Annotated in this window: 25 protein-coding genes; 13 read left to right on the plus strand and 12 right to left on the minus strand. The window is 71.3% G+C overall.

From position 1 onward, the window contains the following. Positions 1 to 7: 7 nt before the first annotated feature. The 3 genes from LGR69_RS16145 (at position 8) to LGR69_RS16155 (ending at position 3,736) form a co-directional block, all read left to right on the plus strand. Positions 8 to 1,216 carry an MFS transporter gene (locus LGR69_RS16145; protein ID WP_230366639.1) on the plus strand — a complete coding sequence of 403 codons (1,209 nt, stop codon included), beginning with the start codon at positions 8 to 10 and terminating at the stop codon, positions 1,214 to 1,216. A gap of 16 nt (positions 1,217 to 1,232) precedes the next feature. After that, positions 1,233 to 2,000, plus strand: a complete 768-nt coding sequence (locus LGR69_RS16150; RefSeq protein WP_230366640.1) for a class I SAM-dependent methyltransferase — start codon at positions 1,233 to 1,235, stop codon at positions 1,998 to 2,000. A 449-nt stretch (positions 2,001 to 2,449) separates the two neighbouring features. Then, a complete protein-coding gene (locus LGR69_RS16155) occupies positions 2,450 to 3,736 on the plus strand; it encodes a hemolysin family protein (protein ID WP_230366716.1) in 1,287 nt (428 codons plus the stop codon). A gap of 3 nt (positions 3,737 to 3,739) precedes the next feature. Here the strand turns inward: LGR69_RS16155 and gltX are convergent, their stop codons facing one another. Next, positions 3,740 to 5,080: a glutamate--tRNA ligase gene (gene gltX / locus LGR69_RS16160; RefSeq protein WP_230366641.1), complete on the minus strand. Its 1,341-nt coding sequence runs from the start codon at positions 5,078 to 5,080 to the stop codon at positions 3,740 to 3,742. A gap of 150 nt (positions 5,081 to 5,230) precedes the next feature. Between gltX and LGR69_RS16165 the strand changes: the two genes are divergently transcribed. Further along, positions 5,231 to 6,502, plus strand: coding sequence for an NAD(P)/FAD-dependent oxidoreductase (locus tag LGR69_RS16165; protein ID WP_230366642.1), 1,272 nt, complete (start codon positions 5,231 to 5,233; stop codon positions 6,500 to 6,502). 4 nt (positions 6,503 to 6,506) lie between these two features. On the opposite strand, the gene LGR69_RS16170 is transcribed toward LGR69_RS16165, so the two are convergent. Next, positions 6,507 to 6,977, minus strand: coding sequence for a hypothetical protein (locus LGR69_RS16170; protein WP_230366643.1), 471 nt, complete (start codon positions 6,975 to 6,977; stop codon positions 6,507 to 6,509). Further along, positions 6,974 to 7,390 carry a hypothetical protein gene (locus LGR69_RS16175; RefSeq protein WP_007566453.1) on the minus strand — a complete coding sequence of 139 codons (417 nt, stop codon included), beginning with the start codon at positions 7,388 to 7,390 and terminating at the stop codon, positions 6,974 to 6,976. The genes LGR69_RS16170 and LGR69_RS16175 overlap by 4 nt, the downstream gene beginning before the upstream one ends. Positions 7,391 to 7,698: 308 nt before the next feature. Here LGR69_RS16175 and LGR69_RS16180 point away from each other — a divergent pair, with 308 nt between their 5' ends. From LGR69_RS16180 to LGR69_RS16190, 3 genes are read left to right on the plus strand one after another with little or no spacing between them, the layout of a single operon-like run. Further along, entirely contained in the window at positions 7,699 to 8,238 is a 540-nt protein-coding gene (locus LGR69_RS16180) for a TadE/TadG family type IV pilus assembly protein (protein WP_230366644.1), read from the plus strand. Next, the gene (locus LGR69_RS16185) at positions 8,232 to 8,879 is read left to right on the plus strand and encodes a TadE/TadG family type IV pilus assembly protein (RefSeq protein WP_230366645.1); all 648 of its coding nucleotides are present in this window, start codon (positions 8,232 to 8,234) and stop codon (positions 8,877 to 8,879) included. Before LGR69_RS16180 ends, LGR69_RS16185 begins: the two co-directional genes overlap by 7 nt. After that, entirely contained in the window at positions 8,863 to 10,575 is a 1,713-nt protein-coding gene (locus LGR69_RS16190) for a pilus assembly protein (protein ID WP_230366646.1), read from the plus strand. Before LGR69_RS16185 ends, LGR69_RS16190 begins: the two co-directional genes overlap by 17 nt. Before the next feature lie 132 nt (positions 10,576 to 10,707). Here LGR69_RS16190 and dksA read toward each other — a convergent pair whose 3' ends face one another. The 3 genes from dksA to LGR69_RS16205 form a co-directional block, all read right to left on the minus strand. Continuing rightward, positions 10,708 to 11,127 (minus strand): RNA polymerase-binding protein DksA, encoded by a 420-nt coding sequence (gene dksA / locus LGR69_RS16195; RefSeq protein WP_007566446.1) that lies wholly within the window; start codon positions 11,125 to 11,127, stop codon positions 10,708 to 10,710. 171 nt (positions 11,128 to 11,298) lie between these two features. After that, a complete protein-coding gene (locus LGR69_RS16200; protein ID WP_230366647.1) occupies positions 11,299 to 12,315 on the minus strand; it encodes a hypothetical protein in 1,017 nt (338 codons plus the stop codon). A 2-nt stretch (positions 12,316 to 12,317) separates the two neighbouring features. Next, complete coding sequence (locus LGR69_RS16205; protein ID WP_230366648.1) at positions 12,318 to 13,691, minus strand: MBOAT family O-acyltransferase; 1,374 nt, start codon at positions 13,689 to 13,691, stop codon at positions 12,318 to 12,320. A gap of 258 nt (positions 13,692 to 13,949) precedes the next feature. Between LGR69_RS16205 and LGR69_RS16210 the strand changes: the two genes are divergently transcribed. Both LGR69_RS16210 and LGR69_RS16215 read left to right on the plus strand, forming a co-directional pair. Then, positions 13,950 to 14,204 carry a type II toxin-antitoxin system Phd/YefM family antitoxin gene (locus tag LGR69_RS16210; RefSeq protein ID WP_007566439.1) on the plus strand — a complete coding sequence of 85 codons (255 nt, stop codon included), beginning with the start codon at positions 13,950 to 13,952 and terminating at the stop codon, positions 14,202 to 14,204. Then, positions 14,201 to 14,644, plus strand: a complete 444-nt coding sequence (locus LGR69_RS16215) for a type II toxin-antitoxin system VapC family toxin (protein WP_007566438.1) — start codon at positions 14,201 to 14,203, stop codon at positions 14,642 to 14,644. The genes LGR69_RS16210 and LGR69_RS16215 overlap by 4 nt, the downstream gene beginning before the upstream one ends. A 7-nt stretch (positions 14,645 to 14,651) precedes the next feature. Here the strand turns inward: LGR69_RS16215 and LGR69_RS16220 are convergent, their stop codons facing one another. Next, on the minus strand, positions 14,652 to 15,899 hold the full coding sequence (locus LGR69_RS16220) for an Hsp70 family protein (RefSeq protein WP_230366649.1): 1,248 nt from the start codon (positions 15,897 to 15,899) through the stop codon (positions 14,652 to 14,654). Between the two features lie 165 nt (positions 15,900 to 16,064). On the opposite strand from LGR69_RS16220, the gene LGR69_RS16225 reads away from it, so the two are divergent. After that, the gene (locus LGR69_RS16225) at positions 16,065 to 17,561 is read left to right on the plus strand and encodes a helicase HerA domain-containing protein (protein ID WP_007566434.1); all 1,497 of its coding nucleotides are present in this window, start codon (positions 16,065 to 16,067) and stop codon (positions 17,559 to 17,561) included. A 114-nt stretch (positions 17,562 to 17,675) separates the two neighbouring features. Here the strand turns inward: LGR69_RS16225 and LGR69_RS16230 are convergent, their stop codons facing one another. Continuing rightward, positions 17,676 to 18,104 (minus strand): flagellar assembly protein FliX, encoded by a 429-nt coding sequence (locus LGR69_RS16230; protein ID WP_230366650.1) that lies wholly within the window; start codon positions 18,102 to 18,104, stop codon positions 17,676 to 17,678. Between the two features lie 242 nt (positions 18,105 to 18,346). On the opposite strand from LGR69_RS16230, the gene LGR69_RS16235 reads away from it, so the two are divergent. From LGR69_RS16235 to LGR69_RS16245, 3 genes are all read left to right on the plus strand, one after another. Then, positions 18,347 to 19,486: a flagellar basal body P-ring protein FlgI gene (locus LGR69_RS16235; RefSeq protein ID WP_230366651.1), complete on the plus strand. Its 1,140-nt coding sequence runs from the start codon at positions 18,347 to 18,349 to the stop codon at positions 19,484 to 19,486. A gap of 81 nt (positions 19,487 to 19,567) precedes the next feature. Further along, entirely contained in the window at positions 19,568 to 19,927 is a 360-nt protein-coding gene (locus LGR69_RS16240) for a rod-binding protein (RefSeq protein WP_007566429.1), read from the plus strand. After that, positions 19,914 to 20,387, plus strand: a complete 474-nt coding sequence (locus LGR69_RS16245; RefSeq protein WP_050733131.1) for a hypothetical protein — start codon at positions 19,914 to 19,916, stop codon at positions 20,385 to 20,387. The genes LGR69_RS16240 and LGR69_RS16245 overlap by 14 nt, the downstream gene beginning before the upstream one ends. Before the next feature lie 8 nt (positions 20,388 to 20,395). On the opposite strand, the gene LGR69_RS16250 is transcribed toward LGR69_RS16245, so the two are convergent. From LGR69_RS16250 to flgK, 4 genes are all read right to left on the minus strand, one after another. Further along, positions 20,396 to 20,725: a porin gene (locus LGR69_RS16250; RefSeq protein ID WP_230366652.1), complete on the minus strand. Its 330-nt coding sequence runs from the start codon at positions 20,723 to 20,725 to the stop codon at positions 20,396 to 20,398. Between the two features lies 1 nt (position 20,726). After that, positions 20,727 to 20,987 carry a hypothetical protein gene (locus tag LGR69_RS16255; RefSeq protein ID WP_230366653.1) on the minus strand — a complete coding sequence of 87 codons (261 nt, stop codon included), beginning with the start codon at positions 20,985 to 20,987 and terminating at the stop codon, positions 20,727 to 20,729. A gap of 94 nt (positions 20,988 to 21,081) precedes the next feature. After that, complete coding sequence (locus tag LGR69_RS16260) at positions 21,082 to 22,683, minus strand: flagellin (RefSeq protein WP_230366654.1); 1,602 nt, start codon at positions 22,681 to 22,683, stop codon at positions 21,082 to 21,084. A 2-nt stretch (positions 22,684 to 22,685) separates the two neighbouring features. Continuing rightward, positions 22,686 to 24,587 carry a flagellar hook-associated protein FlgK gene (gene flgK, locus LGR69_RS16265; protein ID WP_230366655.1) on the minus strand — a complete coding sequence of 634 codons (1,902 nt, stop codon included), beginning with the start codon at positions 24,585 to 24,587 and terminating at the stop codon, positions 22,686 to 22,688. Positions 24,588 to 24,611: the final 24 nt, after the last annotated feature.

Consider the following 24,611-nt stretch of genomic DNA (forward strand, 5'->3'; position numbering starts at 1 on the left):
GACGGTGATGGCGATCGACAGCAACGGGCGGCTGATCCGGTCGGGCACGCCAGTCTTCCGCCGCACGGCTCTGGCGCTCGCCGCCGCGGGGTTCTCGACCTTCGCGGTGCTCTACGCGGTGCAGCCGCTGCTGCCGATTTTTTCGGAGGCGTTCAACGTCTCACCGGCCGAGAGCAGCCTCGCCTTGTCCCTGCCCTGCGGGCTGCTGGCGGTGGCGCTGCTGGTGGTGAGCCCGCTCTCGGAGATCTGGGGCCGCAAGCCGGTGATGCTGGCCTCCCTGTTCGCCTCGGCGGTGCTGACCATCGTGGCGGCCCTGGTGCCGAGCTGGCACGGCTTCCTGATCCTGCGGGCGCTGTCCGGGCTCACCGCCAGCGGCCTGCCCGCGGTGGCGATGGCCTATCTCGCCGAGGAGATGGACGCGCAGGCGATCGGCCTGTCGATGGGTCTGCTGGTCGGCGGCAACGCGCTCGGCGGCATGTCCGGCCGGCTGATCAGCGGCGTGATGGCCGACCATGTGAACTGGCGCATCGGTCTCGCCACGATCGGCGGCCTGGCCCTGGTCGCCGCGCTGGCGTTCTGGCGCTGGCTGCCGCCGGCGCGCAACTTCGTGCCGCGCCGGATGGCCTGGCGGGACGTGCCGGGCAGCTTCGGTCACCATTTTCGCGATGCCGGCCTGCCCTGGCTGTTCGCGGAAGGCTTTTTGCTGATGGGCGGCTTCGTCTGCATCTACAACTACATCGGCTTCCGCCTGCTCGATCCGCCCTTCGCGCTGAGCCAGACGGTGATCGGCCTGATCTTCTCCGTCTACATCGCCGGCATGGTCAGCAGCCCGGTGGCGGGGGAGCTGGCGAGCCGCTTCGGCCGGCGCCGGGTGCTGTGGCTCGCCACCGCGCTCGGGCTCGCCGGGATCGTGATGACGGCGGCCGATAACATCCTGCTGATCGTCGCCGGCGTGGTGGTGGTCACCATCGGCTTCTTCGGGGCGCATTCGGTGGCGAGCAGCTGGGTCGGGCGGCGGGCGCTGCGCGACCGGGCGCAGGCCTCCTCGATGTATCTGTGCCTGTACTATCTCGGCTCGTCGGTGCTCGGCACCGCGGGCGGCTGGTTCTTCGCCCATGCCGGCTGGACCGGCGTGGTGCTGTTCGTGGGGGCCCTCTACGGTCTGGCGCTGGCCATCGCGATTCGGCTGTCGCGGCTGGCACCGCTGACGGTCTGATTTCGGGAGGGAAACAATGAGCGCCCGCACCCATGCCGGCCATGTCGTCGACCAGTTCGGCGCCCAGGCCACCGCCTACGTGACGAGCGCAGTCCACGCCGCCGGCGCCGATCTCGACCGGATCGGCGCGCTTGTGCGCGGGCTGCCGGGGGCGCGGGTGCTCGATCTCGGCTGCGGCGGCGGCCACGTCGCCTTCGCGGCCGCGACGGCGGGCGCCGCGGTGACCGCCTACGACCTCTCGGCCGAGATGCTGGCGGCGGTCTCGGCCGAGGCCGGGCGGCGGGGCCTCGACCGGATCGAGACCCGCCAGGGCGCGGCCGAGGCCCTGCCCTTCCCGGACGCCGCCTTCGACGCGGTGCTGACCCGCTACAGCGCCCACCATTGGCGCGACGTCCCGGCCGCGCTGGCGGAGGCGCGGCGCGTGCTGAAGCCGGCGGGACTGCTGGTCGTCTGCGATATCGTGGCGCCCGAAGAGCCGCTGCTGGACACGCATCTCCAGGCGGTGGAGCTGCTGCGCGATCCCTCGCATGTGCGCGACTATCGGGTCTCGGAATGGCGCGCGATGCTGGCGGCGGCGGGCTTCACCCCCGGCGAGGCGACCGCTTACCGGCCGCGCATGGAGTTTTCCAGCTGGGTCGCCCGGATGCGCACGCCCGACGTCCACGTCGCGGCGATCCGCGCCCTCCAGGCCACGGCCCCGGTCGAAGTGACCGAGCATTTTTCGATCGAGGCCGACGGCAGTTTCCTGCTCGATTCGGTGCTGATCGAGGCGCGCCCGCACTGAGAGGGTGTTCGACCCGACACCGGCCGGCAAAAGACGGTCCCGATCGTCGGATATCCCGGTCCCTCCCAGATTCTGAGAGCCGGCCGCGAAGCGGGCGCCTCGGTGGCTGAGCGTTGTCCGATCCTCGGAGGATGGCGCACGGCGCCCCCCGTCCCGAGCGCGCTACGCGCGATCCAGGTTGCAAGATTGATCGTCCGGACATTGGATCGCCCGCGGCCGCACGAGAGAGGCGCCCGCACCGCCTGCTGGCGTGCAAGCCCGTCTGCCGATCGAGAAACGCACGGCCTGTCAGGAGGGAAGCGCGGGTCGGGACAGCCGGGCCAACCAAGCGTTGAAACACAGTTCGAGGCTTGGCCGTTGAACGGTCCGGGCCGCGGCCCCATGTTGGGATCTTGTGTCATCAGAGGAAGCCCGGCCCGCGCTGCGGGATCGCGGCTCTGCAAGCCCGCCTGCTCGAGCTCGTCACCGTCGTCCTGCTGATCGCACTGAACGGCGTCTTCGCTCTCTCCGAGCTGGCGGTGGTCTCGTCGCGCAAGAGCCGTCTGCGCGCCTATGCCGACGCGCGCCGTCCCGGCGCGAAGGCGGCCCTGGCGCTTGCCGAGGAGCCGGGGCGCTTCCTCTCCACGGTCCAGATCGGCATCACGCTGATCGGCATCCTGTCGGGCGTGGTCTCGGGCGCGGCGCTGGGCGACCGTCTGGCGCTGACGCTGATCGATCTCGGCCTGCCCAAGGGCTGGGCCGACACGCTGGGCTACACGCTGGTGATCGGGGTGATCACCTACCTGTCGGTGATCATCGGCGAGCTGGTCCCGAAGCACCTCGCCTTGCGCAACCCGGAGGCGATCGCCTGCGCGGTGGCACCCGGCATGCGGCTCGTCGCCCGGGTCGCCCTGCCGGCGGTGTGGCTGCTCGATGCCTCCACCCGGGCGGTGTTCCGGCTGATCGGCCAGGAGACCGAGAGCGCCAGCGCGGTCACCGAGGAAGAGATCCGCAGCCTCGTGGCCGAGGCCGAGACCGCCGGCGTCATCGAGGGCGGCGAGCGCGCGATGATCTCCGGCGTGCTCCGGCTCGGCGACCGACTGGTGCGCGGCGTCATGACCCCGCGCACCGAGGTCGTGTGGCTCGACCTCTCGGACGATCCCGACACCATCCGGGAGCGCCTGCTGGCGAGCCCTCATGCCCGCCTGCCGGTGGCCGATGGCGGCCCGGACGCCATGATCGGCGTCGTGCAGGTCCGCGACTTGATCGGCCCGCTGTCACGCGGCGAGCCGCTGAACCTGCGGGCGCATGTCCGCCGGGCTCCCGTTCTGCCCGATACGCTCGATGCCCTCGATGCCCTGGACGCCCTGCGCAAGGGTCCCGTGCCGATGGCGCTGGTGCATGACGAGTACGGCCATTTCGACGGCCTGGTGACCCCCGCCGACATCCTCGACGCCATCGCGGGCGCGTTCCATTCCGAGAGCATCGAGCCGGACGCGGTGCGCCGCCCGGACGGCTCCTGGCTGATCGCCGGGTCGATGCCCGCCGACGAGCTGGCCGACCAGCTCGGCCTGCGCCTGCCGCCCTCGCGCGACTACGCCACCGCCGCCGGCCTGGTCATCGCGGCGCTGCAGCACCTGCCCGAGACCGGCGAGACCTGCGAGATCTCAGGCTGGCGCTTCGAGGTGGTCGATCTCGACGGTCGCCGGGTGGACAAGCTGCTGGTCACGCGGCTGGAGGAAGCCGAGGCGGAGTAGGCGCTACGCCGCCTCGCCGGCCAGACGCCGCGCCGCCCGATCGCGCCCGATCAGCGGCAGCAGCCCGGCGAGGTCCGGCCCGTGTTCCAGGCCGGTGAGCGCGAGGCGCAGCGGCATGAACAGGCCCCGTCCCTTGGCGCCGGTGCGGCTGCGGATCTCGGTGGTCCAGGCCTTCCAGGTCTCGGGGCCGAACGGCTCCGCCGGCAGCGTTTCCCGGGCCGCCGCGATCACGGCCTCCTCGGTGATCACCGGATCGATCGGGCCGGCCACGACCTGCCACCAGTCCCGCGCCTCCGAGACCCGGCCGAGATTGGGCTGCACTGCCCGCCAGAACGCCTCCGCGGTCTCGTGCGGGATGCCGAGATCGGCCAGGCGCGGGGCGACCTCCGCGTACGGCATGGCGTGGACGAGCTTGGCGTTGAGCCCGTCGAGCTCCGTGGGATCGAACCGGGCCGGCGCGCGGGAGATCTCGCCGAGATCGACCAGGCTCGCCAGCGTGTCGAGGTCGGGAACCGCGCGGACCGATTCGGCCGAGCCGGTGAGCACGGCGAGCGAGCGCACCGCCGCCGGCTCGTAGCCGGCCTCGCGCAGGCCCCGCAGCGACAGGTGGCCGAGCCGCTTCGACAGCCCCTCCCCGTCCGCGGTGGTGAGCAGGTTGTGGTGGCCGAAGACCGGCACGGCGGCGCCCAGAGCCTCGAAGATCTGCACCTGCACGCCGGTATTGGTGACGTGGTCCTCGCCGCGGATCACGTGGGTGATACCGAGATCGGCATCGTCCACCACGGAGGGCAGCGTGTAGAGGTAGCTGCCGTCGGCGCGGATCAGAACCGGGTCGGAGAGCGACGCGCAATCGACATGGGCCGGCCCGCGCACGAGGTCGTCCCAGGTCACCGTGCGCGCGTCCAGCAGGAAGCGCCAATGCGGCCGGCGACCCTCGGCCTCCAGGGCGGCGCGGTCCTCCGCTGTGAGCTGCAGGGCCGCCCGGTCGTAGATCGGCGGCTGACCGCGCCCGAGCTGGCGCTTGCGCCGCCGCTCCAGCTCCTCCTGGGTCTCGTAGCAGGGATAGAGCCGTCCCGCCGCGCGCAGGCGGTCGGCGGCGGCATCGTGCTGGGCCGTGCGGTCGCTCTGGCGGGCGAACAGGTCCGGCTCGATCCCGAGCCAGGCCAGATCCTCCCGGATCGCCTCGGCGAATGTTTCCGTGGAGCGCTCGGCATCCGTGTCGTCGAGGCGCAGCAGGAACCGGCCGCCCGCCTTTCGCGCGAACAGCGCATTGAGCAAGGCCGGGCGGGCGTTGCCGATATGCAGGTAGCCGGTGGGTGAGGGAGCGAAGCGGACGAGCGTCATGATCCGCTCTGTAGCCGATCCGCACCGGGTTTTGCGCGTCTCCTCGCGCATGGGTGGCGCGAACCGCCCCCCGCCCCGGCACCAGCCCGCTACCCACCGCCGGCAAAACCCGTCAGAACGCCACGCTTGGTGCGCGTCGGGATGAGCGGAATGGACGAGACGGCCGATATCGTGGTGGTCGGCGGCGGGATGGTCGGGCTGGCCTGCGCCATCGCGCTCAAGGATCGCGGTCTCGACGTGGTCCTGTGCGATCCCGGCGAGGCCCGGGCCCGGACCTCCTACGGCAATGCCGGCGTGGTCAGCCGCGGCTCGATCCTGCCGATGTCGAGCCCGGCCCTGTGGGGCAAGCTCCCGGCCTATCTGCGCAATGCCGACCGCGGCCTGCGCCTGCATTACAGCCACCTGCCGCGGATCCTGCCCTACACCGCGCATTTCCTGGCGAGCGCCCGGGCCTCGCGCTGGCGCCGGGCCGCCGCCGCCCTGCTGCCCCTGACCAGCGCCGCCTACCCGGCCCATGAACGGCTGGCCGCCCGGGCCGGCACCAGCGAGCGGCTTCAGCGGACCGGCTGGCTCAAGGCCTACCGCAGCGAGGCCGCTTTCAAGGCCGCCGCCCTGGAGCGGGAGATCCTCTCCGGGCACGGGGTGGCGTTCGACATCCTCGACACCGCCGGGATCCGCGATCTGGAGCCGGCTTTGGTCCGCCCCTACGCGCGGGCAATGCTGCTCACCGAGACCGGCTCGGTGCGCGAGCCCGGGCGCCTCGTCGAGGCCTGCGAGGCCCTGTTCGCGGGCCTCGGCGGAAAACGCCTGCGCGGCAGCGTCGAACGGCTGGCGCCGGAGGCGGAGGGCTGGCGCGTCGTCACCGAGGCCGGCGCGGTCCGGGCCAAGCAGGTGGTGCTGGCGGCGGGCGCGGCCTCCGGGGCGATCGCCAGGACCCTGGGCTACCGCTTCGCGGTGGCGGCCGAGCGCGGCTACCATCGCCACTACGCCCTGCACCCGGACAGCCCGCCCCTGACCCGGCCGGTGCTCGATACCGGCGCCGGCTCGATCCTGTCGCCGATGGGCGACCACCGGGTGCGGGTGCTCTCCGGCGTCGAGCTCAACGCCCGCCACGCCGAGCCGGACCACACCCAGATCGAAGCCGCCTCCCGCGAGGCCGCCGGGACCCTGCGGCTGGGCGGCCCCCTCGACAACGAGCCCTGGCTCGGCTCGCGCCCGTCCACCCCCGACGGCATGCCGGTGATCGGCCCGGCGCCCCGCCACAAGGGCCTGCTCTTCGCCTTCGGCCACGGCCATATCGGCCTGTCGACCGGGCCGATCACCGGGGAGATCGTGGCCGACCTCGCCACCGGGCGGAAACCGGCGGTGTCGGTGGCACCCTTCGCGCCCGAGCGCCTGCTCGGCTGGCCGCGTCTGCTCTGAGTCGCTAGCGCCAATCGTAGGGGTTGTAGGGCTCCAGCGCGGCCTCGATCCGCCGCAGGGCCGCCGGCTGGCGCTGGAGATCGGCCTCCCGGGCGAGCGCCCGCAGGAAGGCCCGGGGGCCGTGTTCGAGATCCCGGGCCAGGCCGTCATGGCGCTGGGCCGGCTCGATATGGGGCGGATTGACGGTGACGAGATAGTCGAGCCCGCAGGTCGGCGGGTCGATCCCCAGCCGGTAGCAGATCTGCACCCGGGCGAAGGGCTCGCCGGGGCGGCGCACCACCCGGTAGCCGCCGCGCGTGAACGCGCCGCCTGTGGCGCGCTCGGCATAAGCGAGCGTCCCGTCCACCGTGGCGAGGCTGTCGGTGTGCCGGCTGCGCACGAGGTCGATCGCGGCCCGCTCGGTGGGCAGGAACGGCTGTGCGGCGGCCCCGGACGCGACCGAGGCGGCGAGCAGAGCGAGGGCGAGAAGTCTCACGGCTTCCTCATGCAGACGGCGACCGGCTCGGCATCCTTGGCGGCCTTGGCGGTCATGTCGAGGCAGCCGACCGTGGCCACGCCGTCGGTGACGGTCACGGACGGCACCACCGCCATGCCCCGGCAATAGGCGCCGATCAGCACCTCGTCGCGATGGCAGGCCACGTCGAGCCGGATCAGCGTGTTCATCGCCGGTCCCGGAGGACCGGCAGCGCCCGCCGGCCCGCGATCCCCCGCGGGGCCGCGCTCGCCGGTGGCGCCGTTCAGGCCCGGCGGCCCCTGCGGCCCCGGAGGGCCCGGCTCGCCCTTCGGACCGGGCGGCCCGGCAGGCCCCGGCTTCGGCGCGTCGCAGCCGGCAAGCGCCAGCGCCGCGATCAGCCCCGAGACGAGCGCGGCCTTACCAGGGGACGTCATGCGGTTCTCCGGCCGGATGCCGTCGACGAAGTGGCGCCGGGGGGCCGGGCGTCAATGGCAGCGCGTCGCCGCGCAGACCCCACGCTCGACCGATGCACACAACCCCAAGTAGAATACTTGAACTCATCGTGATCTGCTTGGTCGGATTAAGTGTTTCGCAAAAGATTGGCCGCACATGACGGCATCACATGGTCTTCGTGCGGCAATCTGAGTCAATGACTCGACGAGTACAAATAGTCCCACGAGCGAAACCTACCTCAGGTTGCCTCCTGACGCGCCTGCGGCGGGATGCGGGCGGCGCGGCCGCTGTGGAATTCGCTCTGGTTGCCCTGCCGTTCCTGGCGCTGGTCGGGGCCGTCTTCCAGATCGCGTTCCAGATCTGGGCGACCCAGAACTTCGACCGCGCCCTGCAGAACGCGGTCCGGTCGATCTTCACCGGGCAGTTCCAGAACGCCAATGCCGCACAGACCGAGGCCGCCACGATGCTGGCGGCGCTGAAGACCACGATGTGCGGCACCGGCGCCGGCACCATCCCGACGGTGTTCAATTGCCAGGCCGTCAAGATCGACGTGTCCACCGCCGGCACGATGGCCGGTGCCAGCGCCGCGACGCCGGTCAACGCCACCACGGGCACCTGGACCACCGGATTCGGCTCGAACTACGCCTGCGCCAAGCCCGGCACGATCGTGATCGTGACCGCGGCGGTGCAGTTCCCGACCCTGTTCAATCTGATGGGCCTCAGCACCAAGGCGTTCACCAGCGGCGCCGGCGCCGGATCGAGCCTGCTCACCTCCACGGCGGTGTTCCGGACCGAGCCCTACCAGGTCACCGGGCAGAACCCGTGCTGAGCCGCCTGGTCCGCAGGACGGCGGGGCTGCGCCGGGACCGGCGCGGCAGCGCGCTCACGGAATTCGCCGTGATCCTGCCGGTCCTGCTGGCGATCTGGGCCGGGATGACCGAGCTCGCCCACGCCATCGACGAGTGGCGCAAGCTGACCCTGCTCGCCCGGACCGTCGCCGACCTGACCGCGCAGGGCGACACGCAGAACCCGATCAGCCCGGCGCTGATGACCGACATCGTCGCCTCCGCCGCCAAGGTGATGCGCCCGTTCGACACCAGCAAGGTCCAGATCGTCGTCAGCGCGATGGGCGTCGACCTGAAGCGGCTGAACCTCCTGCCGCAGGTCTGCTCCAGCGTGGCCAACGGCAACGCCAAGCCGCGGTCGACGGGCACCGCCACCGACCTGCTCGTGCCCGCGGGCTACCAGACTTCGGGCATGCGCTACGTGCTGGCCGAGGTGAGCATCAGCTACACGCCGATGATCGGCTCCGCCCTGGTCAAGCTGGTCAAGGGCGTCGGCAACACGATCACCCTCTCGGCCTCCGTCCCGTGGCCGACCCGCGGCGGCACGACCTACGGGTCGAACACCTACACCGAGGTCATTCTACCGGGCACCACCCAGAAGGCCTGCGATGCCCCGTTACTCTGATCGCGCCCGCCGGCCGGGGTCGCCCGGCTTCGCGCGGGAACGCGGCGGCAACGTCGCGATCCTGTTCGCCTTCCTGAGCGTGCCGATGCTGATGTTCACCGGCGCGGCGATCGATTACGGCTTCGCGACCCGGCTGGAGACCAAGCTGCAGGCCGCGACCGACGCGACCGCGCTGCTCCTGTGCCAGACGCCGCTGACCACCTCGAACGCCGACCTCAACCGGATGGCGCAGGCGGCGATGAACGGCGCCATGGGGGCGTCCGACCTCGTGGTCGACACGCTGGCGATCACCAGCAATCCGCGCCAGATCACCCTGACCGCCCACAAGCTCTCGACCGTGTTCTTCGGCAAGGTGACCGGGACGAACCGCATCAACCCGGGCGCCACCGCGCAATGCGCCACGCCCCTGCCCAAGACCTTCGAGATCGCGCTGGTCCTCGACAATACCGGATCGATGGCGGCCTCGAGCGGCGGCCAATCGAAGCTGCAGGCGGTGCAGAGCGCGGCCACCGACTTCATCAATTACGTCTACACCAACGCGGCCTTCTCCAGCGCGACCCGGGTCTCGATCGTGCCGTTCGCCGGCGCCGTGGCGGTCGATCCGGTGACCAATCGCTATGCCGGCTGGATCGACCAGACCGGGAAATCCAGCCTCCACTGGACCAATGTCCTATCTGCCAGCGGATCGGGCTTCGCCAGCCGGTTCGACATCTTCGCCAAGCTGCAGGCCGCCAATTCTGGCTGGGGCTGGGCGGGATGCCTGGAAACGTTGCCTTACCCGCTCAACGTCCAGGACGGCGCGCCGACAGCGGCGAACAAGGATTCTTATTTTGTCCCCCTGTTCTCGCCGGATGAGCCGGGGGACGCTAGCAGCGGATACAGAGATTTCAGCGATAGCAGCGGCAGCTATCGATCGTACAATAGTTACATCGACGACGATACCAGCAGTTCCGGCGGCGCCTGCCCCGTCAAGGGCTTGTCGTACGACGCCGCGCTTGGTCGGGCCTGCAAGTACACCAGCCCCCGCAACGCCACGTCCAACAGCTATCTCGGGATCCCGAACGGGCCGAATTTCGGCTGCACCACGAGGCCGCTCCTGCCCCTGACGAACGACACCGGCGCCCTGAAGGGCCTGATCAACAACATGGCGCCCCTTGGCGCGACCAACATCCACGAGGGCTTCATGTGGGGGTGGCGGACGCTCTCGCCGAAGAGCGTCTTCGCGGGGACCAGCACGCCCGCGGCCTACGCGCCGGCGTCGAACGCCTCGAATTCGACGAGCATCAACAAGATCATCATCCTAATGACCGACGGCACCAACAGTTGGTCGACCAACGCGAGCGCCCCCACCGGATCGCTCTATTTCGCCGCCGGTTATTTCCAGAACGCCAATGACACGAGCGCGAACGTGCGTCTGCCGCCCAACAACCAGAACGTGAAGGACACGACGTCCGCCCGCAACGCGCTGGACGCCCTCACGGCGGAGGCCTGCCGGAACGCCAAGGCCGTCAACATCGCGATCTACACGATCGGCTTCAGCGTCCCCTCCGACCCGATCGACGCCGCGGGACAGACGCTCCTGCGAAACTGCGCCACGAATCCGGGTCAGTTCTACCTGGCCAACACCTCGGACGACCTGATCAAGGCGTTCAAGCAGATCCAGGCGAGCATCGGCGCGCTGCGGCTGACGCAATAGGCGACGCGGTCGGACAATCCGGGCGGCGGGTCGAGGCCACCCGGGGATCGCGCGCCGCCTCCGGTTGCTTCCCGGCACAAACAAGGGCGACGCGCGCCGGAATGCGCTCCGGCGCCGGGCCGGAGCCGCCCCTCAATCGTCCCGATAGACCTTCTCGCGGCGCTCGTGCCGCTCCTGGGCTTCGAGCGACAGGGTCGCGATCGGCCGGGCGTCGAGGCGGCGGAGGGAGATCGGCTCGCCGGTCTCCTCGCAATAGCCGTAGGACCCGTCCTCGAGGCGGGCCAGGGCCGCGTCGATCTTGCCGGTGAGCTTGCGCTGCCGGTCGCGGGCCCGCAGCTCGATCGCCCGGTCGGTCTCCGACGAGGCGCGGTCCGCCAGATCGGGGTGGTTCTCGTTCTCGCTCTGCAGAGCGACCAGCGTGTCCTGCGCCTCGCGCAGGATGTCGCTCTTCCAGCTCAGGAGCTTGCGCCGGAAGTACTCGCGCTGCCGGTCGTTCATGAAGGGCTCGTCGTCGGACGGGACGTAGCCGTCCTCCAGCGTCACCTTCGCCATGCGTCACCCTCGCTGGATCATAACCGCCCACCAGGGGATGGCCGGTGCGCGGCGATAACGTGAGGTGCCGTATAGTCGAGGTGCGTAATCGCGACAACGCGCAGCGTTGCAGGGCTCGGAACTTGTCTCGAATGCGTTCGCACCTGAGGCAAACAAGCCACGGTCTAGGGCTTATTCTGCTGCACGCCTGCGCAATCTGACGATCGCCGCGGCGATCTCGTCCGTCAGCGATCGGGCGAGCGGCAGCCGATAATGAGTCTGGTCGAAGAACAGATCGGGGTCGGCGGCCTGCGGGTGCCGATCACGGCCCTCGACGACCGTGCTCAGCGGATGCACGGCGAGCGCCGAGCGCACCTCGGCGCGGCACGCGGCCTCGGCCGCCGCCCGGGGGCTGCCGGCCGGCGGCTCGGCCCGGGCGTAGACGGGCGGGAAGACCAGGACCACGGCGGTCTCGGCCGGGACCCGCGCCAGCTCGGTGCGCAACCGGTCGCCCACCGGGAACGGGCCACCATGATGCGGCTCGGGCTCGGGACCGACGGGACGTTCGAGCGCGGCCTTCTTGGCCGGGTCGCGGCCGAACCCCTGGCTCAGATAGTTCGACTCGTAGTCCCACCAGCCGTCGGCGGCGGCCTGCTTCCGGCGCGGGTTCAGCAGCCAGCCGAGGCGGTTGATCGTCTCCTGCGCGGCGGTGAAGCGCAGCAGGCCCTTGAGGTAGGCGGGCCAGTCGCCGACCAGCCAGTACGGGAAGCCGTGCTCGCTCGGGAAGCTGGGGTCGTCGGAGCACCAGAACGCGTCGGACGAGAGCACGATCGCCTCGGGTCTGGCGTGGTGCTTCAGATACCAGTCCAGCAGCGCGAATTGCTCGGACGGGCCGGTCGCCGGCACCGAGAGCTGCACGAACGGGATGCCGGTCAGCCGGGTCAGGGCCGCCGGCTCGATCAGCTGGATGTGGGAATTGCCGATCACCGCCCCCGCATAGGCCGGGTCGCGGCCGCGCAACGCCGAGGCGGTACGCGGGCCCTGGGGGCGGACGGCCCCGCGGGACAACAGGGTCGAGCGGCCGGTGTCGTAGGGATCGACCAGCACCGCCAGGCCGAGATAGGCCGCGGACAGACCGACCATCGCCAGCAGCACGGTGCGGACGAAAGCGCGCCAGGCCCGGTCCTGTGGGGGGTGAGCGAGCGCCATCCTCAGAACTGGAAGTAGATGAACTCGTAATTCGCATCGTCCCCGATCTTCAGGAGGACGACGACGAACAGGAGCGCGAAGCCGAAGGCCAGGATGCGTCTGGGCGGCAGGCGGTGCACCGCGGCCCAGGCGGTCGGGCCGACCGTGGCGACCAGGGCCGCCACCGCGATGGTGCGCCACTTGAAGCCCGAACCGTGGGGCGCGAGGCCGAACAGGCCCTTGAAGATCAGCAGCGCCGCCTCGAAGCTGGTCGCCCGGAACAGCACCCAGGTCAGCATCACGAACAGGCTGGTGAGCAGCCAGCCGAGGGGGGCCGGCACGCTCAAGCGCGCCCGTCGGGCCAGGACCCCGGCGCCGAGGCCGAGCCCGTGGAGGGCGCCCCAGGCCAGGAAGGTCAGCCCGGCCCCGTGCCACAGGCCGCCCAGCGTCATGGTGGCGGCGAGCGCCTCGACCTGCCGCTTCAGGCCGCGCCGGTTCCCGCCCATGGGGATGTAGAGGTAGTCGCGCAGGAACCGCGACAGGGTCATGTGCCAGCGCCGCCAGAAGTCGCGCAGCGAGGTGGCGCGATAGGGCGCATCGAAATTCTGCGGCAGGACCAGCCCGAACAGCAGCGCGATGCCGAGCGCCATGTCGGTGTAGCCGGAGAAGTCGAAATAGATCTGGAAGGTGAAGCCCAGGGTCGCCTGCCAGGCCTCCGCGACGGTGATCACCTTGCCGGCGGCGGCCGCCTGGAACACCGGATTCACGTAGGCCGCGAGCGGATCGCCCAGAAACACCTTCTTGGCGAGACCCACCGTGAGCAGCATCAACCCGCGGGCGAAGCGCTCGGCGGCGTCGGGCCGCGCGTAGGGCTGCTCGTCGAACTGGTGCATGATCTCGCTCCAGCGCACGAGCGGGCCGGCGAGAACCTGCGGGAAGAAGGCGATGTAGAGGGCGTACTTGGTCAGCCCGAAGGCCGGCGCCCGGCCGGACCGCAGGTCGGCGAGATACATGATGTGGTGGAAGGTGAAGAACGAGATGCCGAGCGGCAGGGCCAGCCCGAGCCGCGGCGCCTCCAGCCCCGGGATCAGGTTGGCGAGGTCGGCGAAGAAGTCGAGATACTTGAACAGCCCGAGCAGGACGAGGTTGGCGGCGATCGCCCCCGGGATCAGCCAGCGCCCGGGCCGGCGCCGGTAGAGGCGGGCCACGCACCAGTTCGCCAGGATCGAGCCGGCGAGCAGCGGCACGAACCGGACATCCCACCAGCCATAGAAGACGAAGGACAGGACGACGAGCAGCGGCAGCCGCCAGGCCGGGGCCGCGCGCGCCACCAGCGCGTGCAGGATCAGCGCGGCCGGCAGGAAGGCGAGGAGGAAGACGAAGGAGTTGAACAGCATCGGGCGGGGCGGCGCGCAGGGGAAGGATGGGCCGCCGGTCTCTCCGGGCGCGAGGCGCCCGCCTTGTCGGGGATCGCGGCGTGCCCGTCAATCGCGGGATTCCGGCCTCGGGCGCGGATCGCGGGTGGAGGCTGCGCCGGCCCCGTCATGAAGTGGGGTCGCAGCGTGAGACCGGAGCCGCTGCGCCACGGTCCCGATTGTCCGTCGGTCGCCAAGATTCTAACGTATCAACATTTCTGTCGCCCAGGAGGGCCGGGCATGACCGTCACCACCCTGTCCAGTCGCGCGTTCCAGCAGAACGCCAACCAAGCGCAGAAGGCCGCCGAGCACGGCCCGGTCTTCATCACGCGGCGCGGCGAGCCGGTGCAGGTGCTCTTGAGCATCGAGGAGTATCGGCGGCTCACGGGGCAGCGCCGCAGCCTCGTCGAGGCGCTGTCGAAGCCCGGGCTTTCGGAGATCGCGCTGGATATCCCCACGGCCAGCGACCTGCCGCGGGCGGCGGATCTGTCGTGACGTTCCTGCTGGACACGAACGTCGTGTCCGAACTGCGCAAGGTCGGTGACGGCCGGGCGGATCCCAACGTGGTGCGCTGGCTTTCGGCCCAGGATGCGGATCGCTTCTACCTCTCGGCGATCACCGTGATGGAGCTGGACCTCGGCATCCGCCTGGCCGAGCGGCGCGACCCGGCCCAGGGCGCGCATCTGCGCGCCTGGATGAACGAACAGGTCCTGCCGGAATTCTCCGGGCGAATCCTGCCCGTCGACACGGCGGTGGCCCTGCGCTGCGCGGCCCTCCACGTCCCGAACCCGCGGCCCGAACGGGATTCGCTGATCGCCGCGACGGCTCTGGTGCACGCGATGACGGTGGTCACCCGCAACGGAGTGGATTTCGCTCCGACGGGGGTGCGGATCCTCGATCCCTGGACCAGCCGCCCGTCGGTCCCGGGCGGCTAACGCGCGCTCACCCCGCCCGCCGCCCCGCCTCGATGGTCAGGCCGAGGCCCACGGAGCCGAACGTGTCGCCCTCCACCACCCGGGCCGCGGGCAGCGCGGCGGTGAGCGCGGCGCGCAAGTGCGGCAGGCCGGTGGAGCCGCCGGTGAGGAACATGGCGTCGATCCGCTCCGGCCCGAGCTCGGCCTGGGCGAGGCAGCGAGCGATCCGGGCGGCGACCGACCGGGCGAGGTCGCCGGTCTGCGTCGAGAGGGTGTCCCGGCTCACTTCGGCCGCCAGCCCCGGCTCGATCAGGCCGAGGTCGAGAGCGGTCGTGCCGGCCTCGGAGGCGGCGATCTTGGCGCCCTCCACGGCCCCGGCCAGCGCGTGGCCGCGCTCGCCCTCCACCGCGGCGCGCAGGCGCGCGACGAGGTCGGGCTTGGCGCAATCGCGGATCACCTCGTCGATCTCGCGCAGGGTCTTGGCGTTGTAGAGGCGGTTGATCGCCGACCAGGTGGCGAGGTCGTGGTAATAGGCGTTCGGCACCGCGAGGTCGCCGCGCCGCATCGGGCTGCCGAGGCCGAGCAGGGGCATCACAGTGCCGAGGCTGAGCTGCCGGTCGAAATCGGTGCCGCCGATGCGCACGCCGTCATTGGCCAGGATGTCGCCGGCCCGGTCCGGGCGGCCGCGCCGCTCGGGCGACAGGCGCACGATCGAGAAATCCGAGGTGCCGCCGCCGATATCGGCGATCAGCGCGATCTCCTCCGCGCGGACCTGGCGCTCGTAATCGAGAGCGGCGGCGATCGGCTCGTACTGGAACGAGACCTCGCGGAACCCGACGTCCCGGGCGATGTCGCGCAGCGTGTCCTCCGCCCGCCGGTCGGCCTCCGGGTCGCCGTCGACGAAATGGACCGGCCGGCCGTGGACCACCGTGTCGAGGGATTGCCCGCAGGCCGCCTCGGCCCGCGCCTTCACGGCCGAGAGGTAGCGGGCGATGATGTCGCGCAGGCGCAGGCGTTGCCGGCCGACCGGGGTCGCCTCGTCCATGAGCGGCGTGCCGAGCACGGATTTCAGCCCGCGCATCAGCCGGCCGGCATGGCCGTCGACATAGGCCGCGGTCGCGGCCCGGCCGATCAGCGGCTCCTGGCCGAGCTCGAAGAAGATCGCGCTGGGAATGGTCCGGTGCGTGCCCTCCAGCGGCAGCAGGGTGGGTCCCGCCGGTGCGAGATGCCCCAGGGTGGTGTTCGACGTGCCGAAATCGAGGCCGCAGGCCGCCATCGCGTGAGGGATCCGGTTTGTTTCGAGGGAGGGCGGCCCCTACAGGGCGGCGGCGCCCGGGTCCAGCGCGGCCGCGACATTGCAGCCGCGCGGCAGCCTCGCGGGAAACGTGGACAGCGCGTCCGGGGGAGGCCCGGATCCGGCCCCGGCATGCTATGGAGCGCCATGCGTTCCGATATCGATCTCGGCCTGACCGGCGAGCGCCCGGCGCTCCTCGACCTCACCGAACTGCTGGCCACCCGGCTCCTGGTCCAGGGCAATTCGGGCTCCGGCAAGTCGCACCTGCTCCGGCGCCTGCTGGAGCAGAGCGCCGGGCTCGTGCAGCAGGCGGTGATCGATCCCGAAGGCGATTTCGCCAGCCTCGCCGACCGCTACGGCCACGTGGTCGTGGAGGCCGACGGCGACGACGTCGCGCTCCAGCGCATCGCCGCCCGGGTGCGCACGCACCGGGTCTCGGTGGTTTTGTCGCTGGAGAATCTCGACGCCGAGGGGCAGATGCGCGCCGCCGCGGCGTTCCTTGGCGGTTTGTTCGACGCCGACCGCGACCATTGGTACCCGATGCTGGTGGCGGTGGACGAGGCGCAGCTCTTCGCCCCCGCGGCGGCCGGCGAGGTCTCGGACGAGGCCCGCCGCCTGTCGCTCGGCGCCATGACCAACCTGATGTGCCGCGGCCGCAAGCGCGGGCTCGCCGGCGTGATCGCCACCCAGCGCCTCGCCAAGCTCGCCAAGAACGTCGCGGCCGAAGCCTCCAACTTCCTCATGGGCCGGACCTTCCTCGACATCGACATGGCCCGCGCCGCCGACCTGCTCGGATTGGAGCGCCGTCAGGCCGAGACGTTCCGCGACTTGCCCCGGGGCCATTTCGTGGCGCTCGGGCCGGCTTTGTCGCGGCGCCCGCTGACCATCGCGGTGGGGCCGACCCTGACGGTGAGCCGCAGCTCGTCGCCGGTGCTCGTCCCCCTCCCCGACCCGACCGAGGATGCAAGGGCGCTGATCCTCACGGCGAGCCCGGCCGACAGCCTGGCGCCGCCGATGCCCCGGCCGAAGCCGCGCCCGGTGGCGGCCCCGGACGTGCTCGTCCAGCTCGCGAGCTATCGCCCCCCGGCCCCGGCGGAGGAGCCCGAAGAGGAGCCGATGGATCCGGAGGCCCGCGAGGCCGCCCTGGCCGAGGTCCTGGCCTCGGTCCTGGCCGATGCCGACGCGGCCGCCTGCACCCCCGCGACGCTCTATCAGGATTTCACCGTCCGCTGCCGGATCCGGCGCCTGCGCGGCGACACGATGGGCCTGCCGGAATTCAAGCGCCGGCTCGCTGTGGCCCGGGCCGAGGCCGGGGGGGCGGTCGCCGACAATTCCACCTGGGAGCGGGCCCAGGAGATCGCGGCCGGCCTTCCGGACGATCTGGCCGGCCTGTTCCTGGTGGTCGCCCGCGCGGCGATCGAGGGCGCCCCCTGCCCCACCGACGCGATGCTGGCCGACGCCTACGGCACCAGCTCGGGCGGCCGCGCCCGGCGGATGCTGGCCTATCTCGAGGAGCGCGGCGCGATCGTCACCCGCAAGGACCTGCGCGGCGCGCCGATCATCGCGGTGCCGGATCTCGGGGTCGAAACCGGCCCGGGCGAGCCGCAGATGCTGCCCACCGGGCCGAAGCGGCGGGCGGGGTAGCGATCGTCAAGCGCTTCGTCATTGCTGTTGAGCGAAGAAAGCCAGGGACACGCCACATCTCGCGATCGCGCTGCCGTGGGTTGCTTCGCTCCGCTGGCAAAGACGGCGACGCATCTATGCGCTGCGCCGGCCTTCCAGCTTGGCGAGTTCCACCGCGGCGCGCAGCTCGATCTCGCCCATGAGCGCGTCGAGCCGCGGATCGCCCGAGGAGGCCGAGCGCTCGGCCAGGCGGCCGGCGATGGCGCGCAGATCCTGCGGGGCGACGCGGCCGCCGAGGAGCGCGGCCTTGAGCCGGTCGAGACCGTCGAGGAGATCGTGGCCGCGCTTGGCCGCGCGGCGGCGGCGCTCCTGCGGAGTCTCGGCCTCGCCCTGAAGCAGCAGCACCGCGTCGAGCCCGGCCAGGGTCGCCGCCGCGGCCGGCGCGCCGGTACCCGAGGCGGAGGCCGGCGCCGCATCGAGGCTGAAGCCGCGACCGCCCTCGACCCGGGCCTTGGCCGCGACGCCACCGGCATTCTGGATCGGCTGGCGAGTCTCGACGCGCATGATCGTGTTCGTGTCGCTCCGGGCGCCCCTGCGCTTCCCGGACACTCGGCCGGCAGGGTTAAGCACCGGTAAACAGGGCGGCAGAACCTGCCGGGTCGGCATGTTCGGTGCCGGTCGATCAAACCATCCCGACGCTGCCCGGCCAAATAATGATCCATTCGGCCAGATAGTTAGGTGAAACGTCCGGCTGGCACGGGGCTGGCAGGAGGGGAGCAGGTCCGTTCACCCTCGAAAAACCCGGCATGCGCCCGAGCCACCCTTTCCGTCTCATCGCATCGACCTTCGCGGCGCTGGTCTTCGGCGCGCTGCTGCTGGCGGCTGCCGGCACCCCGGCGCTGGCCCTGTCGCGGGTGAAGGACCTCGCCTCGATCGAGGGCGTGCGCCAGAACCAGCTCGTCGGCTACGGCATCGTGGTCGGCCTCAACGGCACCGGCGACACGCTCAACAACATCCCGTTCACCAAGCAATCCCTGCAGGCGATGCTGGAGCGGCTCGGCGTCAACACCCGGGGCGCCACGATGCGCACCCAGAACCTCGCCGCCGTGATGGTGACGGCGAGCCTCCCGCCGTTCGCCGCGCAGGGCACCCGCATCGACGTCACGGTCTCGTCGCTGGGCGACGCCAAGTCCCTGCAGGGCGGCACCCTGCTGGTGACGCCGCTGCTCGGCGCCGACGGCGAGGTCTACGCCCTGGCGCAGGGCTCGGTGGCGATCGCCGGCTTCTCCGCCGAGGGCGACGCCGCCAAGATCACCCGGGGCGTGCCGACTAATGGCCGCATCTCCAACGGCGCCAATATCGAGCGCGAGATCGCGTTCAAGCTGAACGACGCCCGCGCCCTGCGCCTGTCCCTGCGCAACCCCGATTTCACCACCTCGAAGCGGATCGCCGCGGCGATCAACGACTTCATGGGCGCCGACACGGCCGAGCCGACCGATCCCGCCACCGTTACGATCCAGATCCCGGCCAAGTACAACGGCAACATGATCCGGCTGATCACCGAGGTGGAGCAGCTGAAGGTCGAGCCCGACCAGACCGCCCGGGTCGTGGTCGACGAGCGCTCCGGCATCATCGTGATGGGCCGCGACGTGCGGGTCTCCACGGTGGCGATCGCGCAGGGCAACCTGACGGTGACGATCTCCGAGCAGCCGCAGGTGAGCCAGCCGGCGCCCCTGTCCAACGGGCGCACCACCGTCGTGCCGCGCACCAGCCTGAAGGTCGATACCGGCGACGGCAACAAGCTGGCGCTGGTCAAGGAGGGCGTGAGCCTCCGCGAGCTGGTCGACGGGCTCAACGCCCTCGGGGTCGGCCCCCGTGACCTGATCTCGATCCTCCAGGCGATCAAGACCGCCGGGGCGCTCCAGGCCGATATCGAGCTGATGTGATTGTCGCGTGCATCGTCCCGAAAGGTGGTTGCCGGCTTTCGGAACGAGACGATGCCCCAGGAAGGACAGGAGGGCCAAATCATGCTGCCACTCGCCAACTTCGCGGCCACCGCGGCCGCCGGCGTCGGGAAATCCATCGCCGCGAGCGTGTCCGACGGCATCCTCAAGACCGGCAGCACCGCCAAGGCGCACAAGACCGCCACCGAGTTCGAGTCGATGTTCCTGGAGAACAGCCTCGACCGGATGATGCAGTCGGAGGGGACCGAGGGCCCGCTGGGCGAGAACGGCACCGGCGGCGGCGTCTACCGCTCGATGCTGACCAAGGAATATGCGGGACAGATCGTGAAGAGCGGCGGCGTCGGCATCGCCGATTCGGTGTTCCGTGAGATCATGAAGCTGCAGGGCGCGTCGAGCGATGGAGCCGTCAATGCAAAGGGCTGAGCCGCTGCGCGTCGGCGACCGGGTCACCGCCGAGGCGCTGGTCGGGGGCGTGCTCGCCAACATGGCCGCGCTGGAGGCGATCCTGGCCGAAGAGGCCGCCCATGTCCGGGCCGGGCGCCTGCGCGAGGGCCTGGCGGCGGCCGAGCCGAAGGCGGCCCTGGCCGCGGCCTACATGCAGGGCCTCGAAGTCGCCAAGGCCAACGCCGTGGCGCTCAAGCGCTTCAACCCGGACGGGGTCGAGACCCTCCGGGCCGCCCATCGCCGCTTCACCGCGGCGGTCGAGGCCAACCAGTCGGTCCTCGACAGCGCCCGATCCGTCTCGGAGGGGCTGATCAAGTCCCTGGCGGACGAGATCGGCCGGGCGCAGGTCCCGTCGGGCTACGGCAAGCAGGCCCCGGCCCCGTCCCCGTACGGGCGCGGCGTCCGCAGCGGGCCGCTGGTTCTGTCGCGGAACCTGTAGGGCCGCGCTCAGCGCCGGCCGTTGCCGATCCGCACATAGGTCCGGACCTCGCCGAGATCGGTGTCGGCACGGTTGTCGATCGCCAGGCGGCCGGCAATCGCGGGCGGGCCCGCTGCGCCGGCGCCGTGTCCCTGGCGCAGGTCGGCGCCCGCGATCACCCGTCCGGACACGCGGATGCAGCTCGCGCTGCCGGGCAGGCGCATGAAGCCCGGCCCCTTCGACGGGCACGCCATCGCCGCCGCGGCGGTCGGAGCCTTCTCCAGCTCCCGGGCGGCGGCAGCGTTCGACGCTGCGACGAGGGCGGCGGTCAGAACCCAGCCGATCCGCTGTCCGGCCATCTCAGGCGGCCCGGCGCGACAGGTCCCGGTGCAGCAGATCGATGTAGCGCTCGACCTCGCCGATGAAGCCGTCGAGATCAGGCTCGAGCAACCGCAGCCGCGCGAGGTCGCGCAGCAGGATGTCGAGCGCAGTCGCGCGGTCGTCGGGCCGGCGGCAACCGTCGAGATAGGTGTCGATCGCCTGCTCGGCCATCACGATGGCGCCGACCTGCGCCGCGGCGCCCAGGCGGCGGATCGCGTGGACGGGTTCGGACAGCGCCATGCGGACCTCTCCTCGATCGCACGACACGCGACCGTCCGGCGCGATTCACTGCGGGAAAGCGGCAGGACTATGGTGGCGGCACCCAATACAGGCGTCAGCTGATGTAGTTGACCAGCGAGAGCTTCGAGAGCGAGGCCGTGACCTGGTAGCTGGCCTGAAGCCGGTTCTGGACGTCGAGCAGCTTCGCGACGACCTCCTCGGTCGGAGCCTGCTCGATCCCGTCGAGGGTGTTCTGGACCGTCGTCTGGGTGGCGGTGTTGGTGGTCTTGGCGTTCGACAGGCGCGTCGCCGCGACGCTGAGCTGCGTGACCGTGTCCTGGACGCTGGGATTGGTCTGGTCGGAGGCCGACAGCAGCGCCCCGGCCTTGCTGACCACCGTCTTATAGGTGGCGCTGGTGTTGGCGTCGCTCGTTGTCGGCAGCGCGAACGCCATGGTCGCGAGGCCTGCGAGCACGTTCTGGATCGTCTTGTCGTTGGCGCGGGCGCCGGTGCCGACCTGGCCGGTGGCGCTGACCTGGACCGACTGGGTGTCGAGCGCCGTGGTCGGCACGGCCTGGGTCGGGTCCGCCGGCGTCGTGTAGGTGTTCTCGCCCTGGTACCACAGCACCGTGTTGGTCGGGGTGGCGGCCACGTAGCCGATCGGGTTCTTGGCCGCATCGTACGCGATGCGCTGGGGCATGATCCCGGTCCCCGAGGGACCGCCCCGGGCCGAGCCGGTGAAGAAGTCCTGGGTGACGGATGCCGTGGCGTTCACCGCCAGGGTGCCGGTGGCCGCACCCTTGAGGGCGTTGGTCAGCGTCGCGGACAGGTTCTTCATCGTGTCGGCCGCGGTGGCGCCGATGGCGAAGCTGGTGGTCGAGGTCGAGTCGGCGCTGGCGGCCGCGCTCAGGGTGACGGTGGTGGAGGTGCCGTCCGGCATCTTCAGCGCGAAGCTGACGCTGTCGCCCACCGCCGGCTGGCCCGCCAAGCCGATGGTGAGAGCGGCCGGGCCGGTGCCGGTGATCGCGGCGTTGATCGCCGTCCCGGTGGTGGTCGGGGTGCCGGACAGGGTGAAGCCGAATCGGCCCCGGGTCGCGGCGTTCGCCTCGTCGGTCACCTGAACTGAGGTGGCGCTCGGCGCGGTCTGGGTCAGGCGGCCGTTGCCGCCCGGGCCCAGCTCCGCGGTGACGCGCTCGTTGACCAGCGCGGTGAGGCCCGCCAGCGTGTTGCCCTGGCTGTCGGTGCTGCCGTTCAGGATCGTGTCGGCGTCGAGCACCGGCTGGGTGGTGGCGTCGCGGCCGCCGAACAGGTAGCTGCCCGCGGCCGACTGGTTGAGGGTGTCCAGCGCCGTCTGCAGGTTGGCAAGGGCGATCGAGCGGCCGGCCGTGGTGTTGGCCGCGATGCTCTGCAGGCCGTTGTTCAGGGCCGTGCGGGCGTCGGTGCCGAGCTTCGCGACCTGGGTCAGGCTGGTGACCGCGACATTGGTCCGGGTCTGGGCGGCGGTGATGCCGGCGCCGTAGCCGTCGAGCGCGCTCAGGGTCGCCTGGGCGGCGAGCGCCGTGGAGCGCCCGGTGCCGAGCCCGCCATAGGTCTGCGAGACCTTGCCGCTGGAGAGCTGGTTCGACAGGTCGTTCAGCTGGTTCTTGAGCGCCAGCAGCTGCGACGTGTTCCGGTTGGCGATGTAGGAGCCGGCCGCGAAGGGGGAGATCGTCGTCATGGTCAGATCTGCAGCAGCTGGTTGAGCATGTCGCGGGCGGCGGTGAGCACCCGGGCATTGGCGCCGTAGGCCGTCTGCAGGGCGATCAGGTTCGACATCTCCTGGTCGATATTGACCCCCGCCCCGGCGGAGAACCGGCTCTGTGCGGTAGAGAGGGCGGTCTGCTGGGTGTCGTCGAGCGCGGCGGCGTTCGAGGCCGCCGCGCCCTGCGAGGCGATCACGTCCTGGGCGAAGCCGACCACGCTCGCCCGGTAGGGCGCCGAGACGCCCCCGATCCCGCTCGACGACGAGAAGGTCTGCTGGGCCGAGGTCAGGGCGGTGAAGATCGCCTGCGCGCGGCCCCCCGAGGCGCTCTTGTCGGTGGCGCTGGAGGCCGTGAGCGCCGTGGTGTCGCCCGAGAGCGCCGGGTTGACCGAGATCCGCTGCGCGAAGCCGGTGAGCTGCGAGCCGCTGTCGAACGAGCCGGTGAACAGCCGCGGGGTCGGGGGCGGCGCCGCCGACACGTCGGTGAACAGGGCGAGCTGCGGGTAGCCCGTGGTCAGGTCGCTCGGCGAGGTCGGCTGTGTGATGCCGGCGCTGGCCCCCGAGACCTTGTCGGTGCCGGCCGCGGCCGGCCCGATCGTGACCGTTGCCCCGGTGCCGGTGGCGGTGAGGTTGGGGGCGTTCTTGATGCCCGCCGCCGTGGCCCGGCTGCTGAGCGCCGCCAGGGCTGTCGAGATCGCGTTGGCGTAGGTCGCGGGGCCGCCCGAGATGTTGAAGGTCTGGGCCAGCCCGCTGGCATCGTCGGTCTGGCTCGGATCGACCGCGGCGGTCGCGGCGTTCGAGGCGATCAGCGTGACGTTGCGGACCGAGCCGTCGGCGGCGGTGACCGGGATCGTCACGCTGTTGCCGGCCTTGATGCCGGTCAGGTCGATGGTCGCCGAGGAACCGGTCACCGTGCCGGTCACGGCCTTGTCGGTGAGCGCGCTGGCGAGCCCCCCGGCCAGGTCGTCGAGCTGGCGCTGGGCCTGCGGCAGGATCTGGTCGCGCAGCTCGATCCCGGCGGCGAGGCTGCCCGACCGGATGGCACCGGGCGCGCCGAGATCGATCTGGCCGCCGCCCGGGAGCGTGGCCGTGATGGTCCCGACCGTGCGCTGCGTCGGGTCGGACGAGTAGGTCGAGTTGGGGTTGAGCGAGCCGTGGCCGTCGAAGGTGAGCACCGCCGCGCTGCCGCGGTCGACCAGGGTCACGCCCGACCGGGTCAGCACCGAGACCGTCCCGTCCCGCTGATCCACGGTCTGGACGTCCATGTAGCCCGACAGCGTGTTGATCACCTGGTCGCGCTGGTCCTGGAGGTCGGCCAGGGACGCGGCGTCGGTGGTGTTCTGGATCTTGGCGTTCAGGCTCGCGACGCTGGACAGGAGCGTGCTGGCCGAGCGCGTGTCGGTACCGAGCTGCGCCTCCACCCCGGTGCGCAGGTTCTGCACCGCGTTGGCGGCGCCGTTGATCTGGCTGGCCAGCGCCGAGGCGTTGCTCAGCACGGTGGTGCGAGCCGCCGCCGACGTCGGGTTGGCCGACAGCTCCTGCAGCGACTGGGTGAAGGTGTTCAGCGTGCCGTCCAGCGCCGCCGCGCTGCCCGGCGCCCCGAACAGCGCGTCGAGCTGGGAGGCGATCCCGGCCTTGGTGCTGGTATAGGCCGCCCCCGAGGTCTCGAGCCGCAGCTGCTTGAGCGCGGCGGCGTCGAAGCTGCGGGTGATCGCCCCGGTTGCGACACCGGAATTGTTGGTCCCGGTGGCGACCGTCGAGAGCGTCCGCTTGACGTAGCCGGCAGTGCCCGCATTGGCGACGTTCTGCGAGACGACGTTGATCGCCGCCTGCGTCGCCGCAAGGCCGGCGGTCGCGGTGGAAAGCGCGTTCAACGACATCTCACGGCCTCCGCGGTTCGGATT

Source organism: Methylobacterium brachiatum (genome assembly GCF_020523825.1).
Taxonomy (GTDB): Bacteria; Pseudomonadota; Alphaproteobacteria; order Rhizobiales; family Beijerinckiaceae; genus Methylobacterium; species Methylobacterium brachiatum.

Coding starts and splice junctions, on each gene's coding strand:
- LGR69_RS16145 (WP_230366639.1), top strand. CDS start 8: ATGGCGATCGACAGCAACGGGCGGCTGATCCGGTCGGGCACGCCAGTC.
- LGR69_RS16150 (WP_230366640.1), top strand. CDS start 1,233: ATGAGCGCCCGCACCCATGCCGGCCATGTCGTCGACCAGTTCGGCGCC.
- gltX (WP_230366641.1), bottom strand. CDS start 5,080: ATGACGCTCGTCCGCTTCGCTCCCTCACCCACCGGCTACCTGCATATC.
- LGR69_RS16165 (WP_230366642.1), top strand. CDS start 5,231: ATGGACGAGACGGCCGATATCGTGGTGGTCGGCGGCGGGATGGTCGGG.
- LGR69_RS16175 (WP_007566453.1), bottom strand. CDS start 7,390: ATGACGTCCCCTGGTAAGGCCGCGCTCGTCTCGGGGCTGATCGCGGCG.
- LGR69_RS16190 (WP_230366646.1), top strand. CDS start 8,863: ATGCCCCGTTACTCTGATCGCGCCCGCCGGCCGGGGTCGCCCGGCTTC.
- dksA (WP_007566446.1), bottom strand. CDS start 11,127: ATGGCGAAGGTGACGCTGGAGGACGGCTACGTCCCGTCCGACGACGAG.
- LGR69_RS16200 (WP_230366647.1), bottom strand. CDS start 12,315: ATGGCGCTCGCTCACCCCCCACAGGACCGGGCCTGGCGCGCTTTCGTC.
- LGR69_RS16205 (WP_230366648.1), bottom strand. CDS start 13,691: ATGCTGTTCAACTCCTTCGTCTTCCTCCTCGCCTTCCTGCCGGCCGCG.
- LGR69_RS16210 (WP_007566439.1), top strand. CDS start 13,950: ATGACCGTCACCACCCTGTCCAGTCGCGCGTTCCAGCAGAACGCCAAC.
- LGR69_RS16220 (WP_230366649.1), bottom strand. CDS start 15,899: ATGGCGGCCTGCGGCCTCGATTTCGGCACGTCGAACACCACCCTGGGG.
- LGR69_RS16225 (WP_007566434.1), top strand. CDS start 16,065: ATGCGTTCCGATATCGATCTCGGCCTGACCGGCGAGCGCCCGGCGCTC.
- LGR69_RS16230 (WP_230366650.1), bottom strand. CDS start 18,104: ATGCGCGTCGAGACTCGCCAGCCGATCCAGAATGCCGGTGGCGTCGCG.
- LGR69_RS16235 (WP_230366651.1), top strand. CDS start 18,347: ATGCGCCCGAGCCACCCTTTCCGTCTCATCGCATCGACCTTCGCGGCG.
- LGR69_RS16240 (WP_007566429.1), top strand. CDS start 19,568: ATGCTGCCACTCGCCAACTTCGCGGCCACCGCGGCCGCCGGCGTCGGG.
- LGR69_RS16245 (WP_050733131.1), top strand. CDS start 19,914: ATGCAAAGGGCTGAGCCGCTGCGCGTCGGCGACCGGGTCACCGCCGAG.
- LGR69_RS16250 (WP_230366652.1), bottom strand. CDS start 20,725: ATGGCCGGACAGCGGATCGGCTGGGTTCTGACCGCCGCCCTCGTCGCA.
- LGR69_RS16255 (WP_230366653.1), bottom strand. CDS start 20,987: ATGGCGCTGTCCGAACCCGTCCACGCGATCCGCCGCCTGGGCGCCGCG.
- LGR69_RS16260 (WP_230366654.1), bottom strand. CDS start 22,683: ATGACGACGATCTCCCCCTTCGCGGCCGGCTCCTACATCGCCAACCGG.
- flgK (WP_230366655.1), bottom strand. CDS start 24,587: ATGTCGTTGAACGCGCTTTCCACCGCGACCGCCGGCCTTGCGGCGACG.